The 16,718-nt window shown below is 62.9% G+C and carries 12 protein-coding genes and 1 tRNA gene; 6 read left to right on the forward strand and 7 right to left on the reverse strand.

Features of this window, described 5'->3' with window-relative positions:
- Positions 1 to 54: 54 nt before the first annotated feature.
- On the forward strand, positions 55 to 5,925 hold the full coding sequence (locus IVB26_RS34090) for an ATP-binding sensor histidine kinase (protein ID WP_247969342.1): 5,871 nt from the start codon (positions 55 to 57) through the stop codon (positions 5,923 to 5,925).
- Positions 5,926 to 6,559: 634 nt separating this feature from the next.
- Here the strand turns inward: IVB26_RS34090 and IVB26_RS34100 are convergent.
- Genes IVB26_RS34100 through IVB26_RS34115 form a run of 4 tightly spaced genes read right to left on the reverse strand, consistent with a single transcriptional unit; the run spans position 6,560 to position 8,468 of the window.
- Complete coding sequence (locus tag IVB26_RS34100; RefSeq protein ID WP_247969343.1) at positions 6,560 to 7,060, reverse strand: methyltransferase family protein; 501 nt, start codon at positions 7,058 to 7,060, stop codon at positions 6,560 to 6,562.
- A gap of 24 nt (positions 7,061 to 7,084) precedes the next feature.
- Positions 7,085 to 7,348 carry a hypothetical protein gene (locus IVB26_RS34105; RefSeq protein ID WP_247969344.1) on the reverse strand — a complete coding sequence of 88 codons (264 nt, stop codon included), beginning with the start codon at positions 7,346 to 7,348 and terminating at the stop codon, positions 7,085 to 7,087.
- Positions 7,345 to 7,890 carry an RNA polymerase sigma factor gene (locus IVB26_RS34110; RefSeq protein WP_247969345.1) on the reverse strand — a complete coding sequence of 182 codons (546 nt, stop codon included), beginning with the start codon at positions 7,888 to 7,890 and terminating at the stop codon, positions 7,345 to 7,347. Before IVB26_RS34110 ends, IVB26_RS34105 begins: the two co-directional genes overlap by 4 nt.
- 5 nt (positions 7,891 to 7,895) lie before the next feature.
- Positions 7,896 to 8,468: a YgaP family membrane protein gene (locus IVB26_RS34115; RefSeq protein WP_247969346.1), complete on the reverse strand. Its 573-nt coding sequence runs from the start codon at positions 8,466 to 8,468 to the stop codon at positions 7,896 to 7,898.
- A 527-nt stretch (positions 8,469 to 8,995) separates the two neighbouring features.
- On the opposite strand from IVB26_RS34115, the gene IVB26_RS34120 reads away from it, so the two are divergent.
- Both IVB26_RS34120 and IVB26_RS34125 read left to right on the forward strand, forming a co-directional pair.
- Positions 8,996 to 10,597 carry a hypothetical protein gene (locus IVB26_RS34120; protein ID WP_247969347.1) on the forward strand — a complete coding sequence of 534 codons (1,602 nt, stop codon included), beginning with the start codon at positions 8,996 to 8,998 and terminating at the stop codon, positions 10,595 to 10,597.
- 22 nt (positions 10,598 to 10,619) lie between these two features.
- A complete protein-coding gene (locus IVB26_RS34125; protein ID WP_247969348.1) occupies positions 10,620 to 11,186 on the forward strand; it encodes a hypothetical protein in 567 nt (188 codons plus the stop codon).
- Between the two features lie 302 nt (positions 11,187 to 11,488).
- Here IVB26_RS34125 and IVB26_RS34130 read toward each other — a convergent pair.
- Together IVB26_RS34130 and cpdR are read right to left on the reverse strand one after the other, a co-directional pair.
- Positions 11,489 to 11,563 (reverse strand) — tRNA-Val (locus tag IVB26_RS34130).
- Positions 11,564 to 11,637: 74 nt separating this feature from the next.
- Positions 11,638 to 11,997 (reverse strand): cell cycle two-component system response regulator CpdR, encoded by a 360-nt coding sequence (gene cpdR, locus IVB26_RS34135; RefSeq protein WP_007597092.1) that lies wholly within the window; start codon positions 11,995 to 11,997, stop codon positions 11,638 to 11,640.
- A 326-nt stretch (positions 11,998 to 12,323) separates the two neighbouring features.
- Here cpdR and IVB26_RS34140 point away from each other — a divergent pair, with 326 nt between their 5' ends.
- The 3 genes from IVB26_RS34140 (at position 12,324) to IVB26_RS34150 (ending at position 15,525) form a co-directional block, all read left to right on the forward strand.
- Entirely contained in the window at positions 12,324 to 13,214 is an 891-nt protein-coding gene (locus IVB26_RS34140; protein WP_246926756.1) for an N-formylglutamate amidohydrolase, read from the forward strand.
- A 541-nt stretch (positions 13,215 to 13,755) separates the two neighbouring features.
- Positions 13,756 to 14,538, forward strand: coding sequence for a histidinol-phosphatase (gene hisN / locus IVB26_RS34145; RefSeq protein WP_246926762.1), 783 nt, complete (start codon positions 13,756 to 13,758; stop codon positions 14,536 to 14,538).
- Between the two features lie 21 nt (positions 14,539 to 14,559).
- Positions 14,560 to 15,525 (forward strand): Bug family tripartite tricarboxylate transporter substrate binding protein, encoded by a 966-nt coding sequence (locus tag IVB26_RS34150; protein WP_247969349.1) that lies wholly within the window; start codon positions 14,560 to 14,562, stop codon positions 15,523 to 15,525.
- A 236-nt stretch (positions 15,526 to 15,761) separates the two neighbouring features.
- On the opposite strand, the gene IVB26_RS34155 is transcribed toward IVB26_RS34150, so the two are convergent.
- The gene (locus tag IVB26_RS34155) at positions 15,762 to 16,652 is read right to left on the reverse strand and encodes a LysR substrate-binding domain-containing protein (RefSeq protein ID WP_247969350.1); all 891 of its coding nucleotides are present in this window, start codon (positions 16,650 to 16,652) and stop codon (positions 15,762 to 15,764) included.
- Positions 16,653 to 16,718: the final 66 nt, after the last annotated feature.

Consider the following 16,718-nt stretch of genomic DNA (forward strand, 5'->3'; position numbering starts at 1 on the left):
ACATCGGGTGCCGTAGAGGCCAGCAGTTGAACCCAGTCTTTCGGTTCGGCGCGCATGGACAGCGACTTCCAGGTGTTATGGGAGGACGACGACCGCATCTTTTGCCGGGCATCGCGCCAGGGCTCCGATGGTGGCCGCAAAACTGTGCTAGCCGTGCTTCCCGCCGAGCACGCCCCATCAACGAGCCGGGATCGCCTGGCTCACGAATATGCACTAAAGGACGAACTCGACGGCGCGTGGGCCTTGCGGCCGCTCGAACTTGTCAGTGAGGGCAGCCGGCCCGTGCTGCTGCTCGAGGATCCCGGCGGCGAGCCGCTGGAGCGCCAGCTCCAAGCGCCCATGCAAGTGGGAACATTCTTGCATCTCGCCCTCCACATCACGGCGGCTCTTGGCAAGGTCCATCAGCGTGGGCTCGTGCACAAAGACATTAAGCCGCACAACATCATCGTGAATCGCGCGACCGGCGGAGTCAAACTCACGGGTTTCGGCATTGCCTCGCGACTCCCGCGCGAGCGCCAATTACCCGAACCGCCTGAAACCATCGCCGGCACCCTCGCCTATATGGCACCCGAGCAGACCGGACGAATGAACCGCTCGATCGATGCGCGCAGTGATCTATACGCGCTGGGCGTCACCTTCTATCAGATGCTCGCCGGCGCGCCCCCGTTTACCGCAGCCGATCCGATGGAATGGGTGCACTGCCATATCGCCAGGAGGCCTGTGCCGCCCGGCGAGCGTCGAAAGCAAGTGCCCAATTCCCTTTCGGCCATCATCATGAAGCTGCTCGCCAAGACCGCCGAGGAGCGCTATCAGACCGCGACCGGTCTGGAGAGCGATCTCCGGCGCTGCCTCGCCGCCTGGGAGGCTCGGCAGGGGATCGACGACTTCCCTCTGGGCGAGCGCGACATCCCGGACCGGCTGCTCATCCCCGAGACGCTCTATGGGCGCGCGCGAGACATCGAAGTCTTGCTTGCGGCCTTCGACCGCATGGTCCAGAGCGGCACGCCTGAGCTGGTGTTGGTCTCGGGATACGCCGGCATCGGCAAGTCAGCTGTCGTCAACGAGCTGCACAAGGTGCTGGTGCCCTCGCGCGGCCTGTTCGCCGACGGCAAATTCGACCAATACAAGCGCGACATTCCCTATGCCACACTGGCGCAGGCCTTCCGCAGCCTGCTCCGAGGCCTTCTGGCGAAGAGCGAGGTCGAGCTGGCGCCCTGGCGCGATGCCCTGCACAAGGCGTTAGGCCCGAACGGCGGGCTATTGGTCGACCTCGTCCCCGAGTTGAAGCTCATCATCGGCGAGCCGCCGCGGGTACCCGACCTGGCTCTGCAGGATGCGCAAAGACGCTTCCACCAAGTGGTGCGGCAGTTCATCGGCGTGTTCGCGCGACCGGAGCATCCGCTGGCGCTATTCCTCGACGACCTGCAATGGCTCGACTCAGCGACGCTGGACCTGCTCGAGGATCTGTTGACTCAGGCGGATGTGAGCCATCTGCTGATGATCGGCGCTTACCGCGATAACGAGGTCGACGCCGCGCATCCTCTCCGGCGCAAGATCGCCGCCATCAAGAACCGCAGCGGCATCGTTGAGGAGATCGCGCTGGCGCCGCTTGCCACCGAGCATGTCGGGCAGCTGATCGCCGACTCCTTGCGTTGCGAGCCGAGTTATGCCGCGTCCCTGGTGCAGTTAGTGCAGGAGAAAGCGGGCGGCAATCCGTTCTTCGCCATCCAGTTTCTTTACGAACTCGTCGAGGAGCGTTTGCTTGCGTTCGATCATACGTCGTCGTGCTGGACGTGGGATCTCGATCTCATTCGCGCCAAGGAGTATACCGATAATGTGGTGGACCTCATGGTCGGCAAACTCGCACGCCTTCCGGCCAACACGCAGGCAGCGTTGCAGCAGCTAGCCTGTCTCGGTAACACCGCCACGATCCCGCTGTTGGTCCTTGTTCTGGGGAGATCGGCGGCTGAAGTCGACGCGGCGCTGTGGGAAGCCGCGCACGAGGAGCTGGTCGAGCGACGGCAAGGCTCCTACAGATTCACCCACGACCGCGTGCAGGAAGCCGCCTATTCAAGCAAACCGGAAGCCGAGCGTGCGGAAGCCCATCTCGCCATCGGCCGGCTGCTCGCGGCGAATAGTCCCACAGAACAGCACGGGGACGTGATCTTCGACATTGTCAATCAGCTCAACCGCGGCGTTGCGTTGATCACCTCACAAGACGAACAAGCGAAGCTGACCGAGCTCAACCTGCTCGCAGCCAAGCGCGCCAAAGCGTCCACCGCCTATGACTCGGCACTGACCTATCTCAATGCCGGCGCGGCCCTGTTGCCGGAGGATTGCTGGGAGAGCAGGTATGAACTTGCCTTCTCGCTGGAGATCAACCGGGCAGAATGCGAGTTTCTGACCGGCGCGCTGGCGGAAGCGGAACGACGCCTGATGGCTCTCTCAGCCTGTGCGGCCGGTCCTGTCGAGTTAGCCACAGTCTCATGCCTGCGCATCGACCTGTACACCAGGCTCGATCGGAGTAGCGATGCAATTGCTGTTGCTCTCGATTACCTCCGCCACCTGACCATCGATTGGCCCCCCCATCCCACGGAGGAGGAGGCGCGAAGTGAATACGACCGCGTCCGGTCCCAACTTGGCGGGCGCCGTATCGAAGCTCTGATCGATCTGCCCATAATGAGTGATCCGGTGTCTCTCGCGACTCTGGGCGTGCTGACCAGGCTGCTGCCGCCTGCACTATTCACGGATTTAAACCTCTTTTCCTTGACCGTTTGTCGAGCGGTTAATCTCAGCCTTGAGCACGGAAACTGCGATGCCTCGTGCGTTGCCTATATGAGGCTTGGGATGATTGCCGGTCCTCGCTTCGGCGACTACGAGGCGGGATTTCAATTTGGTCTGCTCGGATATGAATTGGTCGAACGGCGCGGATTGACGCGATTTCATGCGCAGACCTACATGCTCTTCGGAGCGCACCTCGCGCCATGGACGCGACATGTCCGGACTGCGCGTGATTCGCTGCTTCGGGCTTTCGATGTCGCAAAAAAAACCGGCGACCTCACGTTCGCCGCGTACGCCCGCGTCAATCTGAATTCGAATCTGCTCGCGGCTGGTGACCCGCTCGCCGAGGTGCAACGCGAAGTCGAGAGTGGCCTCGCGTTTGCGAAAACGGCACAGTTCGGGCTGGTCGTTGATGTTGTCGTCAGCCAACTGCAGCTCGTCCGAACCCTGCGGGGGCTGACGTCGAAATTCGGCTCTTTCGACGATGAGCAGTTTGAAGAGCTTCAGACGGAGCGCCGGTTCGCCGAGAATGCCAACCTCATGCGAGCGGATTGCTGGTATTGGATCCGAAAGCAGCAGGCGCGCTTTTTTGCAGGCGACTACGCGGCTGCGATTGAGGCGTCACAAAGGGCGCAGCGGCTGCTGTGGACGTCTATATCCCAGCTCGAAACCGCCGAATACGAATTCTATGGTGCATTGTCGCTCGCGATGGCCTGCGCTTCCGCCGCGCCTGCCCAGCACCGGGAGTATCTCGCGGCACTGGCGGCGCACCGGAGACAGATCCAAACCTGGGCAAAGAATTGTCCGGAGAATTTCGAGAATCGCGCTGCTCTTGTCGAGGCGGAGGTCGCCCGCTTGGAGGGCCGCGAGCTCGATGCCGAGCGCCTCTATGAACAAGCTATCCGCTCGGCCCGCGCCAATGGCTTTGTTCAAAACGACGCGCTTGCCAACGAACTCGCCGCACGCTTCTACGCGGCGCGCGGGTTTGAGAGAATCGCTCGTGCGTACTTGGCCGACGCTCGGCGTGCTTATTTGCGGTGGGGAGCTGATGGCAAGGTGCGGCAACTCGACCGCGTCTATGCCCACCTGGCAGAGGAAACACCGGCGCCCGGCCCGACGAGCACGATCGGGGCCCCCCTGGAGCAGCTCGACCTCGCCACAGTCATCAAGTTGTCGCAAGCGGTCTCGGGCGCAATCGTCCGGGAGAAGCTGCTCAGCACCGTCATGCGCACCGCTATCGAGCACGCGGGCGCCGAGCGCGGCCTGTTGATTCTGTCGCACGGTGCTGAGTTGCGAATTGCCGCCGAAGCGACCACCGACGGCGACACGGTTGTCGTGCAACTGCGCGACGAGCCCGTGACTGCAGCGCTCCTGCCGGAGGCGATCCTCAACTACATCTTGCGTACGCGGGAGAGCATCATCCTCGATGATGCCGCAGCCCAGAAACCGTTTTCAGGGGATCCCTACATCATTCAGCGACAAGCGCGCTCTGTTCTCGGCCTGCCGGTGATCGCTCATGCCAATTTCATCGGCGTGCTGTACCTGGAAAACAATCTGGCTGCGCATGTCTTCGCGCCGGGTCGGATCGCGGTGCTAAAGCTGCTCGCCTCGCAGGCGGCAATCGCGCTGGAGAATGCTCACTTGTACCAGGATCTCGCAGATCGCGAGGCTAGGATTCGGCGTCTGGTCGAGGCCAACATCATCGGGATTATCATCTGGGAGCTTGGAGGTCGGATTCTGGAGGCGAATGATGCGTTTCTCCGCATCGTAGGATACGATCGCGCGGATCTCATTTCGGGCCGCCTGCGCTGGACTGACCTTACACCGCCGGAGTGGCTCGACCGCCACGTGCAATTGTGGATTCCGGAGCTAAAGATGATGGGGAGCGTGCAGCCGTTCGAGAAGGAATATTTCCGCAAGGACGGCAGCCGCGTGCCCGTATTGATCGGCATGGCTGCATTCGACGAACGACGAGATTACGGCGTCTCTTTTGTCGTCGACCTGACGGAGCGCAAGCGGTCGGAAGAAGCACTGCGGCAGAGCGAGGAGCGCTTTCGCACCCTTGTACAATTCTCCTTCGACGTCTACTGGGAATCCGATGCGCAGCATCGCTTCACCCGCCAGGAGTTCGGCCAAGGTCTTGCCGACGCGCCGGCGCCTGGCTCTGAAATTGGGCAGACGTGGTGGGAAGCGCCCTATTTGGAGCCTGACGCGGAGGCCTGGCGCAAGCACCGGGAGACGCTCGATGCCCACCTGCCGTTCCGTGATTTCGAGCTGGCGCGGCCTACGTCTGACGGCGGCAAACGCTACGTGTCCATCTCGGGACTGCCGGTCCTCGACAATGCAGGGCGCTTCATCGGTTACCGCGGCGTCGGACGGGACACCACCGCGCGCAAGCAGGCCGAAGAGACCTTGCGGGAGGCGCAAGGGGAATTGGCGCATGCGAACCGCCTCGCCACCATGGGTGAGCTCACGGCCTCGATCGCCCATGAAGTAAGCCAGCCGATCGCTGGAGCATCGATGAATGCCGATGCCGCCCTGCGTTACTTGAACAGAAACCCGCCGGATGTTGGGAGAGCCAGGGACATGCTCGGTTATGTTGTGAACGACAATGATAGAGCCCGCGACATCATCGGGCGGATACGTGATCTCATCAAAAAAGCACCGCCACTGAAGGATCGCCTGGATATCAACGAGGCGATCCGGGACGTGATTGAGCTCGCCCGCAGCGAAGCGTTGAAGAACGACGTCGCGATGCAGACGGAACTCGGAGACGGTTTGCCACTCGTCGAAGGTGATCGCGTCCAATTGCAGCAGGTGATCCTCAACCTGATGGTCAATGCCATCCAAGCCATGGCCACCGTCGCGAGGGGATCGAGAAGCGTGCTCATTACGACCGCTCGGGCGGAATCTGACGGCATTATCGTCGCGGTGAAGGATTCGGGACCAGGATTGGCCCCAGACGCTCTCAAGCGCATATTCGACCCCTTCTACACGACGAAGCCTGACGGTCTGGGGATGGGACTGTCGATCTGCCGCTCGATCATCGAAGCGCATGCCGGGCGCTTGTGGGTGACCTCCAATGCGCCCCATGGCGCGACTTTCCACTTCACGGTGCCAGCCCATCCGGGCATCGCGTCGTGACGATCCCGCACGGTCGCTTTTGAGATCCCGCTCCGGCGTTCACGCCAGTTCCGATGTGTCAATCTGGAGTGGGCCCTGGGGCCGGATAGGGGCGAATTTACGATTTGACGGCTATCGGGCTTTCGAGGACGAAGGCCCATGGCCAAGCACCGCATTCACAGCATCGAGTTCAAGCGTCAGCCGCCATGTTGCAACGACTGATTGCGATTACGACCAGCCGATCTTCCCCGACCGAGCGAAGGACATGACCGTGACGGACCCGATCAGCTGTGGGTCGCCGACATTGCCTGCATCGCGATCGTGGCCGCCTTCGTCTACGTCGCCGTCATTCTCGACGCGTGTCGCGCCGGGTGGTCGGTTATGCGATCAGCCGGTCGAGCCATGCGCGGCGGACGATCGCCGCCCTCGCGGCCGCGTCCCTTCGGCGGCCGCTAGTCCGCCACTAAGGGCATGCACGGCGGCGGCAAACTCTGCATTCGAGATCGCCAACCTACAACACAAGAAAGAGAACATGCCCGCGCTCGCTAGATGGCCTGCTCGGCTCACCTCCCCCAAGCGGACATCGCGACCGGTTAGGCGAACGGCGGCCACGCGCCAGATTCAGACGTTTCGACTTCACCGAGCATCAAATCGGTTAGATGGCTCGCGGAGTGAGTCGGGGAAGCCAGCGCGGCACGTTGGCGCAATAGCTTTCATACTCGGCTCCGAAGCTTTGGCGGAGCGTCGGCTCCTCATAGGCAATTACGAAAATGTGAAAAAAGAGCCAGATCAACGCGCAGTAGCCAAGGAGATGCCAGTCAGCGAATAACACCGCCTGACCAAGAATGACGGCAACCACTGCAACATAAATCGGATTGCGCACATAGCGATATAATCCGCTCACCACGAGATTGCGTGGTGGCGCGATCGGCGCGGGCGTGCCCAGACCCTGTAATGCAAAGCGCGCAAACGAATCTAACAATCCAGGCACGCCGGCAATAATGAACGCGAGCCCAGCCAAGCGTGTCGCCTCGGCGGCTAAAAAGGGTGGCCGAAATTCCCAATGCGTGATCAACCATGGGATGACGCCCGCCAACATCGCCGGTGCAACGATGAAAAACAGCGCGGATCCCAGGATTGCTGTGATCTTCGACATGCGTCCTCCCGTCCTGTCGCAATGTTAATGCGGCCATGTCCGGTCAGCGCGTTCAGCGGTTGAATCGCGATGGCCTTGCGAAAACGTCTCGACCAGGCCCACGGTCCAGCACATCGGGCATCCGCGTAGCGCGACGAGGGCGGCAATGCCCGCGCCCAAGGACAGCCAAGGGTGCGCGGTCTGGTGGACGATGGCCCAAGCGAGTAGCGCCGCCGCAGCTGCGCCGCGCATCAGGTGTGCGCCCAGGAAGGCGCTCCCGAACATGCCGACTCCACGAAAGTAATTCATGTGCTCTCTCGTCCGCTGTCCTTTGTGCCGAGCAGGTATTCGCGCACCAGTGCGCGGGCGCGGCGCAGGCGGCTTTTGGCCGCTTCGCGCGTCACGCCGAGCCGCCCGGCGATTTCCCAAATCGTCAGATCTTCGAGATCTCGCAGCAGCAGCACTTCGCGATGCGACGGCGAAAGCGACTCGATCGCATTGACCAAGTCTATGCGCAACTCGTCCGGCGGGACCTTTGCGAGCTCGCGTGACGCTTCCAGGCTGGCGAGCTCCTCGACTCCGCGCATCAGCATCAGCGCCGGCAGCATGCAAAGGCGCGCGATGACGGTCAGCAGCCAGCCGGCGAGTGCGGCTGGACTGCGGATCGTGCCCACGCGCCGGTACACGACGATGAGTGCTTCTTGCACCACATCCTCGATAACCGAGGCGCGGTAGCAAAGGCGCCGGGCGTAGCGTCGAATGTCCGGCTGCAGCGCCACCATTAGCTGTGTCAGCGCGTGCCGGTCACCCGACTGTGCCGCGAACAAGAGATCGTCTGATACGCGCGCCAAGGCAGTCACCCCTTCAGTGGCTCGCGCCCGGCGATGGCGCAGGCAGGGCAATAGCCGAACACGCCGGTGACCAGCGTCACGACACCCGTGCCGCTGAGCAGTAGCCCGAGCGGCGAAGCGTGCAGCGCAACCACGCCGCAGATGAGCATCAAGCCCCCGCCGATCAGCCTGGCCGCGCGCTCCCACCCGCCAACGTTCTTCCTATACCACATGGTTCTGTGCTCCGGTTCGTGACGCGCCGCTATGGCGCATTCACCCAGACAAGAGGGCGCAAACCCGGCGCCGGGGTCGCGGCACAAAAAATAATTTGAAGGGGTGGCAGCTTCAGCAGGGTGGCGTGGGCGTCGGGCGCGGGCCTGGGCCGCTGAAGAGCGCCGGCATCGGGTCGCCGGGGTGTGGATATCCGGATAAAGCCGGGCCAGCCGCTCGCGCATCTCGGCGCGCCCCAATGTGGCTTGTCCTGCTTGCATACGATATTCGACAAGCAGGTTCTTGCCCTCAATCCAGCCCTTCTCTCGCAAGCCGCAGCCATGCAGCATGACTTGGATCGCGGGCCGGATCATCTGCCCAACGGCCAAGGAAGCCAATTCGGCGAGGTTTTGTTTGCGCGAGCGAATGCCGAGGTGAAACGAGCACCGCCGCAGTAGCCGCTATGATGTCCCGCCGCTTCATTCGTTCCTCATGGCTGCTTGAGGACGATGGGGTGCAGAGTATCAGTGCTTGACGTTCGTCGCACTCAGTGAAGTGCAATTCTCCGTCGCGAAGCGGCGCGATGTCGCATACCGCAATGGATCATTCACGTCAGTGGGCCCTTTACCCGGGAGCTTTCGGTCTTCCACCATGGGCAGACATCCTCAGACTTGGTGTGCATGTCTTTGGCGGCCTAGGCCTCGCTATCCGCACCACGATTTCGCGCACGGGAAGTTGGAGCCTGACAGCCGTGCTTCCCTAATGCAATTCTGCCCGCTCCTATTGACTCGCATCGCGAATGGGCAAATCCTTCCAACAACGCAATTGCCACCGCCAATTTCAGCACTGCGAACTTAGGCGCCTTGGCCTTATCGGTCATCTGAACAAATTTTTCTGAACAGAAACGGAGGGGCCGATGCGCACGCTCGCCTTGAGGACCGTCTCTCTTCTCACCCTCGCCACCCTGTGCTCGATCTCCGCCACGCCTGCCGCACACGCGGAGAACGGGACCGACGAGCAGTTCGGCAGGGTTCACTTCCAGACCTCCTGCAACGAGGTGGCGCAGCGCCGCTTCGACCGCGGGATGCGCTATCAGCACTCGTTCTGGTACCGGCCCGCGAAAGAGATTTTCGAGGAGACGTTGCAGGCCGATCCCGAATGCGCGATCGCCTATTGGGGCATTGCCCTCAGCCTGCTGTACAATCCGCATTTTCCCGCGCCGAAGGAAAACCTCACTGAGGGCCTCGCCGCGCTGCAGAAGGCGAAGGCACTCGGCACCAAGAGCGAACGCGAGCGCGACTATATCGACGCGCTGCTTGCCTTCTATTCGGGTGACGAGAAGACGACGTTTGGCCAACGCGCGCAGGCTTATCTCAAGGCCACCGAAGCCGTCGCCACGCGCTATCCCGATGATGACGAGGCGCAGATCGCCTATGCCATCACGCTGAATGTCACGGCGTCACCAAACGACAAAACCTACGCCAACCGGCTCAAGGGCGCTGCGATCCTGGAGCCGATCTTCAAGCGACAGCCGCGGCACCCGGGCGTCGCGCATTACTTGATCCACCTCTACGACTATCCGGCGATCGCAGAGCAAGGTCTCGACGCTGCCAAGCGCTATTCCGAGATCGCGCCTGCGGCGCCGCACGCTTTGCATATGCCGTCGCACATCTTTACGCGCGTCGGCTACTGGAATGAATCGATCGAAGCCAATAGCCGTTCCGCTAAGGCTGCCAAGGAGGGCAAGGACCCCAGCGAGCAGCTGCATGCCGACGACTATATGGTCTACGCCCTGCTCCAGCTTGCGCAGGACAGCCGAGCCCGCGACGTCATCGCGGACATGGTCGCGACCACGGCGTATGCGCCGGCCGTCCGCGCCGGTCCCTACGCGCTAGCGGCCAGCCAGGCGCGCTATATGGTCGAGCGAGGCGATTGGCAGGGCGCGGCCGCGCTGAAGGTCGAGCCGAGCCGGTTTGCCTATGTCGATGCGATCTCCTATTTCGCCCGCGCCCTTGGCGCGGCGCGCTCCGGCAACGCAGACGCAGCGACGGCGGACATCGCCAAGCTGGCGGAACTGCGGGACAAGCTGCAGCAGGACAAGGACGCCTATTGGGCCGAGATCGTCGACATTCAGCGGCAGGTCGCCACCGCTTGGCAGCTCAACGCCCGGGAAAAACAGGCGGATGCGTTGGAAGCAATGCGCCTTGCCGCCGATGCCGAAGACAAGACCGAAAAATCCATCGTGACGCCGGGACCGCTTGCGCCGGCACGCGAGCTTTACGGCACCATGCTGCTCGAGCGCGGCATGGCGACAGAGGCATTGGCCGCGTTCGAGGCCACGATGCGCAAGGAACCGAACCGCTTTGGCGCGACGATCGGCGCCGCTCACGCGGCCGAGAAGGCGGGTGACATCGCGAAGGCACGCCAATACTACGCCAAAGTCGTCGACATGGCGCGCAATGGCGACTCCTCGCGGGAGGACCTCGCGGCCGCACGGAAGTTCATGGCTCAAAATTAGCAAAAGTTCAGCGGCATCTGCCATGCGCCTGGCAAGCAAATTCGTTGCGATCAGCGCAGCCACCGCACTGCTCTGCGCAGCCGCTGTGGTCTGGATATTGCGATCTGACGAACCGGCACGCGCAACAGCGGCATCCGGCGAGGTCCGCCCGGTGTGGACGGAGACCGACTGGCCTTTCGGCGCAGATCCCTGGGGGAAGGGAAAGGCGTTCCGCTGCAAGCCCCACGATTGCGGCGGCGAGGTCCAGCTGTACGTTCGCGCCAAGCTCGGCTTTTGCAATTGCGTCACCGGCGTCGCCGAAGACGGCGACCTCGAGCAAATGGGCGACTTGGCGCTGATTGGCAAGGTAACGCCGATCGGTGCCGGCCGAGAAATCGTAGTCGGTCGGATGCGCGGCCGCAGCCGGGCCTATCGCGTCGAGGGAAATCGCAACGCCGCGCTCTCACTCGCCTTCAATCAGCGCTGCGACATGGTGGCCGCGACGGTTTTGGTTGGACCGGGCGCGCCCGCGTCACTGGAGCCGGCGGTGCTGGCCTTCCTCAATAGCGATCGCATGTTGAATTGGGCCGAGATCGCGCTTGGACTATGACTCAGAGCAATTCGGCTTCCGTCGTTCGCAGACCATAGGACCTCCTACTCCTCGCTAAGGAGAGCGTTCAGGCAAGCGGATCATTGGTCGCGGGGCCGTAAGAGAGAAGATGACGGGCTAGTGTATGAGCCGTGGGGATTACGAACGGGCCAGCGTTACCATCGGAGTAACGGGGGGCTTGATGGGGAATCCAATTCGTCTCGCTCGACATCCGACGCCCATCCACGACGAGTCTCGTGGAAAGTTCGTGGGAATAATCTTTTCAAGGGTCAGCCAGATGATGGCTAAACCCTTGAAGAAGATGGTGGGCACGACAGGGATCGAACCTGTGACCCCTACCATGTCAAGGTAGTGCTCTCCCGCTGAGCTACGTGCCCTAGAGGTCGTCTAGATCGGGTGGGGTCCCTATAACGGCTCAGGGGAGCCGGCGCAAGGACGGAACGGGGCCGATTCAGGCCGCCAGCATCTTGTTCACTTCGCTGACCAATTCGCGCAGATGCACGGGCTTGGACAGCACTTTGGCGTTCTTGGGGGCGTCCGAATCCGAGTTCAGGGCCACCGCGGCGAAGCCGGTGATGAACATGATCTTGATGTCGGGGTCGAGTTCCGAAGCCCGGCGGGCGAGCTCGATGCCGTCCATCTCCGGCATCACGATGTCAGTCAGCAGCATCTCGAACGGCTCTTCCCGCAGCCGTTGATAGGCGGCCATGCCGTTGTCATGGGACGAGACCTGAAAACCGGCGTTTTCCAGCGCCTTGACCAGGAAACGGCGCATGTCGTTGTCGTCTTCGGCGAGCAGGATTTTTGGCATGGCAGGAAACGTCGATCCCCAGAGGATATCAGCAGAGGTTACTAAGCCCGACAGAGGGTAAATTTGGGGTGAAAATCTTAACCCAAGCGGGCTCCCGCTGCCGGCTCTTTGTGAACCGGAATGCGGCTCGAAGCAATCGAGCCCCGCCGGCGCGTCCCCGCTTCCCTGCCCAGACGGTTAAGACATGTTCCAGTGCCGATCACATCTTTTCGCTTGGCAGAATGGTTGCGATTCCGGACAATGACGACACATAAGAGCCGCATCCATCGGCCGAATCATGCGATCCGAGGCCCGGATCCTGCGGCGAAGGGACGAAGCCTGAGAAGATGACCCGGTTTGACGGCGAGGTGTCGCCAGCCTTCGAGATCGTGGAGCCCGCGCAATGGCGCGCGCCTGTCATCTTCAACTCACCCCATTCCGGCTCGACCTATCCGGACGAATTTCTGGCGGCCTCGCGGATCGACTTGCCGACGCTGCGGCGGTCCGAAGATTCGTTCATGGACGAGTTGATCGGCCATTTGAGCGAGCGCGGCTTTCCGACCGTCAGGGTCAATTTTCCCCGCTCTTATGTCGACGTCAATCGCGAGCCCTATGAGCTTGACCCGCGCATGTTCACCGGCCGGCTGCCGAGCTTTGCCAATACCCGCTCGATGCGGGTCGCCGGCGGCCTCGGCACAATTCCGCGCGTGGTCGGCGACGGCCAGGAGATCTACCGCGACCGCATCCTGGTCGACGATGCGCTGGGGCGGATCGAGACGCTGTACAAGCCCTATCACCGCGCGCTGCGCCGACTGATCAACAAGGTGCACCAGATGTTCGGCACGGTGGTGCTGGTCGACTGCCACTCGATGCCCTCGGTCGGCGTATCCCGCGACGAGCCGCGCCGCCCCGACGTCGTGATCGGCGACCGCTACGGCACGAGCTGCACGCCACTTCTGCCCGACCGGGTCGAGGAGACCATGACCGGCCTCGGCTATTCGATCGGCCGCAACAAGCCCTACGCCGGCGGCTTCATCACCGAGCATTACGGCAATCCCGCGAGCGGCCTGCACGCGGTGCAGCTCGAGCTCAACCGCGCGATCTACATGGACGAGCGGCGGCGCGAGCGCAGTCCACGTTTTGCGCAAGTGGCGACTGACTTCGGCGTTCTCGCCGACGTGCTGGCGACGACGATTCCATTCGGCGACCTTGGCCCGTTCCAGGCCGCGGCGGAATAGGCTCCGGCTTTTCTTCTTGAGATCGTGTGGTCTGCGGTTGGCGCGAACGCGTCTTCGCTTCGCCCATTTGCGCGCGCTGAACTGAAAGCCAAGGGTGCAGTAGGCCGCAAGAAAAAAGGGCCGCTCGCGAATGACGCCAGCGGCCCAAGTCTAGGGAGGAAACGCCCAAGGAGGGCAGCGGTAACGCCAAGCGCTACCGCACCGCAACAATATGCGACCGCGACGCACAAAGTGCAAGGGCTTTTGAGCCGTTTCCCATGCAATACGCACATGGCTCAGTTGCTTCCACGGAAACCCAGATTCAGTTTCTTTGATAAGGAAATTCAATGGGTTGATAGGTGTTTGCATACGAACGAGGCATGGTCGGAACTAAGTATTCAACGCCGTGATCGATATTTGGCCAGGAGATGACTGAGATGAGGCAGCCGGCCGCGGCATTCAAAATACCAGGGAGCAAACCAAGACAGCGCTGCAAGATCCTGCCGAATTGAGCTAGGCAAGAGGCGAGCTTCATCCAACTTTCGCTTTGAGGATTCGGCCTATGACGGTGATCGACTTCTCCGCCTTCATCGGACGGCTCGCCACCGCCTCCGGCGAAACCATCCTGCCGTTCTTCCGCACCTCGCTGTCGATCGACGACAAGAGCAAGACCAGGGATTTCGACCCCGTGACGGAGGCCGACCGCGCCGCGGAGGCGGTGATGCGGCGGCTGATCAAGGCGAGCTTCCCCCAGCACGGCATCGTCGGCGAGGAATTCGGCAATGAGCGCGAGGACGCCGACTATGTCTGGGTGCTCGACCCCATCGACGGCACCAAATCCTTCATCGGCGGCTTTCCGATCTGGGGCACGCTGATCGCACTGCTGCACAAGGGCGCCCCGGTCTACGGCATGATGCACCAGCCCTTCATCGGCGAGCGCTTCTCCGGCGACAACGGCTCGGCCAACTACAAGGGTCCTTCCGGCGAGCGCCGGCTCCAGGTTCGCCGCTGCGCCTCGCTGTCGGAGGCGACGACCTACACCACCAGCCCTCTGCTGATGAATGAGCGCGACCGCGCCATCTTCGGCCGGATCGAAAAGGGCGCCCGGCTGTCGCGCTATGGCGGCGACTGCTACTCCTACTGCATGCTGGCGGCGGGCCACGTCGATCTCGTGGTCGAGACCGAGCTGAAGCCTTACGACATCGCAGCCCTGATTCCGATCGTGACCGGCGCCGGCGGCGTCGTCACCACCTGGGAAGGCAAGCCGGCCCAGGGCGGCGGCCGCATCATCGCGGCCGGCGACGCCAGGGTCCACGAAGAAGCCTTGAGGCTTCTCAACCAATAACAACGCGGGCGGAGGGCTTGCATGACCATCTCACGCAGGCTGCTCCTTGGTTTGTTCCTGCTGCTGCCATCAATTGCGTCGGCGCAGAATTTTCCCGCGAAACCGATCAAGCTGATCGTGCCGTTCCCGGCCGGCGGTCCCAACGACATCATCGCGCGTGTGATCGGCCAACGCATGTCGGAGCTCTCGGGCCAGCCGGTGCTGATCGACAATCGCGGCGGCCAGGGCGGCGTGCTCGGCACCGATGCCGTCTCCAAGGCCACGCCCGACGGCTACACCATCGCGATCTCCAGCGCCGGCGCCCTCGCGATCAGTCCGAGCATGGAGAAAGTCGCCTACGACACGCTGGCCGATCTCACGCCGGTGACGCTGGTTGCGACCGTGCCCGAAATGCTCGTGGTCGCCACCAACGTGCCCGCAAAGGACATCGGCGAGCTGATTGCGCTGGCCAAGGCGCAGCCCGGAAAGCTCAACTTCGCATCATCCGGTGCCGGCAGCCTGCCGCATCTGGCCGGCGAATTGTTCAAGCTGACGGCCAAGATCGACATCGTGCACGTGCCCTATCGCGGTGCCGCGCCGGCCGTGAATGATCTGCTCGGCCAGCAGGTGCAGATGACGTTCCTCGACCTGCCGGTGCTGCTGCCGCAGGTCAAGGCGGGCGCGCTGCGGCCGATCGCAATCGGCTCGGCCGCGCGCGCGCCGACGGCGCCTGAGGTGCCGACCACCGCGGAAGCGGGTTTTGCCGGCCTCCACATCGAGAACTGGTACGGCATGGTCGCGCCGAAGGGCACGCCGAGGGAGATCGTCGCGGCGCTGCATGGCCTGACAACCAAGGCGATGGCGGATCCGGCGGTGAAGGAGAAGCTCGCCGCGCAGGGCGCGACGCTGATCGGCGACGAGCCCGAGCATTTCCGCCAGTTCATCGCGGACGAGACCCAGAAGTGGGCCAAGGTGATCAAGGAAGCCGGGATCGAGACGGCGAAGTAGGGCCGCAATAGACGAACGCCCTTACCACACGACAGGTACGTTCCCTCCCCCCTTGCGGGGGAGGGCTAGGGAGAGGGGTCCACACGGGGACTCCATCGACTGCGCAAAGAGCTTCATCTTCGCAACAGTTACACCTTTTGCTGGGCTACCCCTCTCCCCCGCCCTCCCCCGCAAGGGGAGGGAGCGCAGCTGTGCATGCGGCCGCAGCGTAGGCCCACACTAGCGGCAACAATCCCTCACACCGCCACCGCCCTTAAATGCTCCACCAGCATTTTCGCCGGCCTTGGCAGCGCATTGAAGCTGCGCGCGCAAATCACGAGCCTTCGGTTGGCGAAGGCGTCGCGTAGCCGAACCATGGCGAGCGGCATCAGTTTTGCGCAGCGGCGGGCGGCGGCTTCGGGCATGAGCGCAACGCCGACGTCGGCGGCAACCATCTGGCAGATCGCGTCGAAGTCGCGCAGCCGCGCGCGAAAATGCGGGCGCATGCCGAGCCGGGCCGCATGTTTCGAAATGTGCATCTGGAGCGCGGTGGCGCTGGTCAGACCGACGAAGTCACAGGTCCCCGCTTCCTGAAAATCGATCTGGCGGCGGCCCGCGAACGGGCCGCGCTTCGATGTCACCAGTGTCAGGCGGTCCTCGCTGAAGACGAAGCGCTCGATATGCTCAGGCAGCGCGTGCTCGGCGGCAAAGCCGAGATCTGCCGCACCTGCGGTGATAGCAGCTGCGATGTCGGTGCTCTCGCGCTCCTCGATGTCGATCGCGACGTCGCGATGCTCGCGCAGGAAGCCGGCGAGCGCCTTCGGCAGATGCTCCGACAGGCCCGAGGTGTTGGCGAGGAAATGCACGCTGGCGCGGACGCCGCTGGCAAACCCGGCGAGATCGCCGCGCATGGCATCGATCTGGTGGATGACGAGCCGCGCATGATCGAGCAGGCTTTCGCCGGCCGCGGTCAGTTCGACGCCGCGGCGCCCGCGCTTGAGCAGCGCGACGCCGAGCGCGTCCTCGAGCCCCTTGATGCGCGCGCTGGCCGAGGCAAGCGCCAGGTGCGAGCGCTCCGCGCCGCGGGTGATGCTGCGCTGGTCGGCAACCGCGATGAAGAGCTGGAGATCGACGAGGTCGAAGCGCATGGCAGGTCTCTCCTCAGCCTTCGTCCTGAGCGAAGGTACTCTCCGTAACCTCCAGATTGTGCCGGC

The organism is Bradyrhizobium sp. 195 (assembly GCF_023101665.1).
Taxonomy (GTDB): domain Bacteria; phylum Pseudomonadota; class Alphaproteobacteria; order Rhizobiales; family Xanthobacteraceae; genus Bradyrhizobium.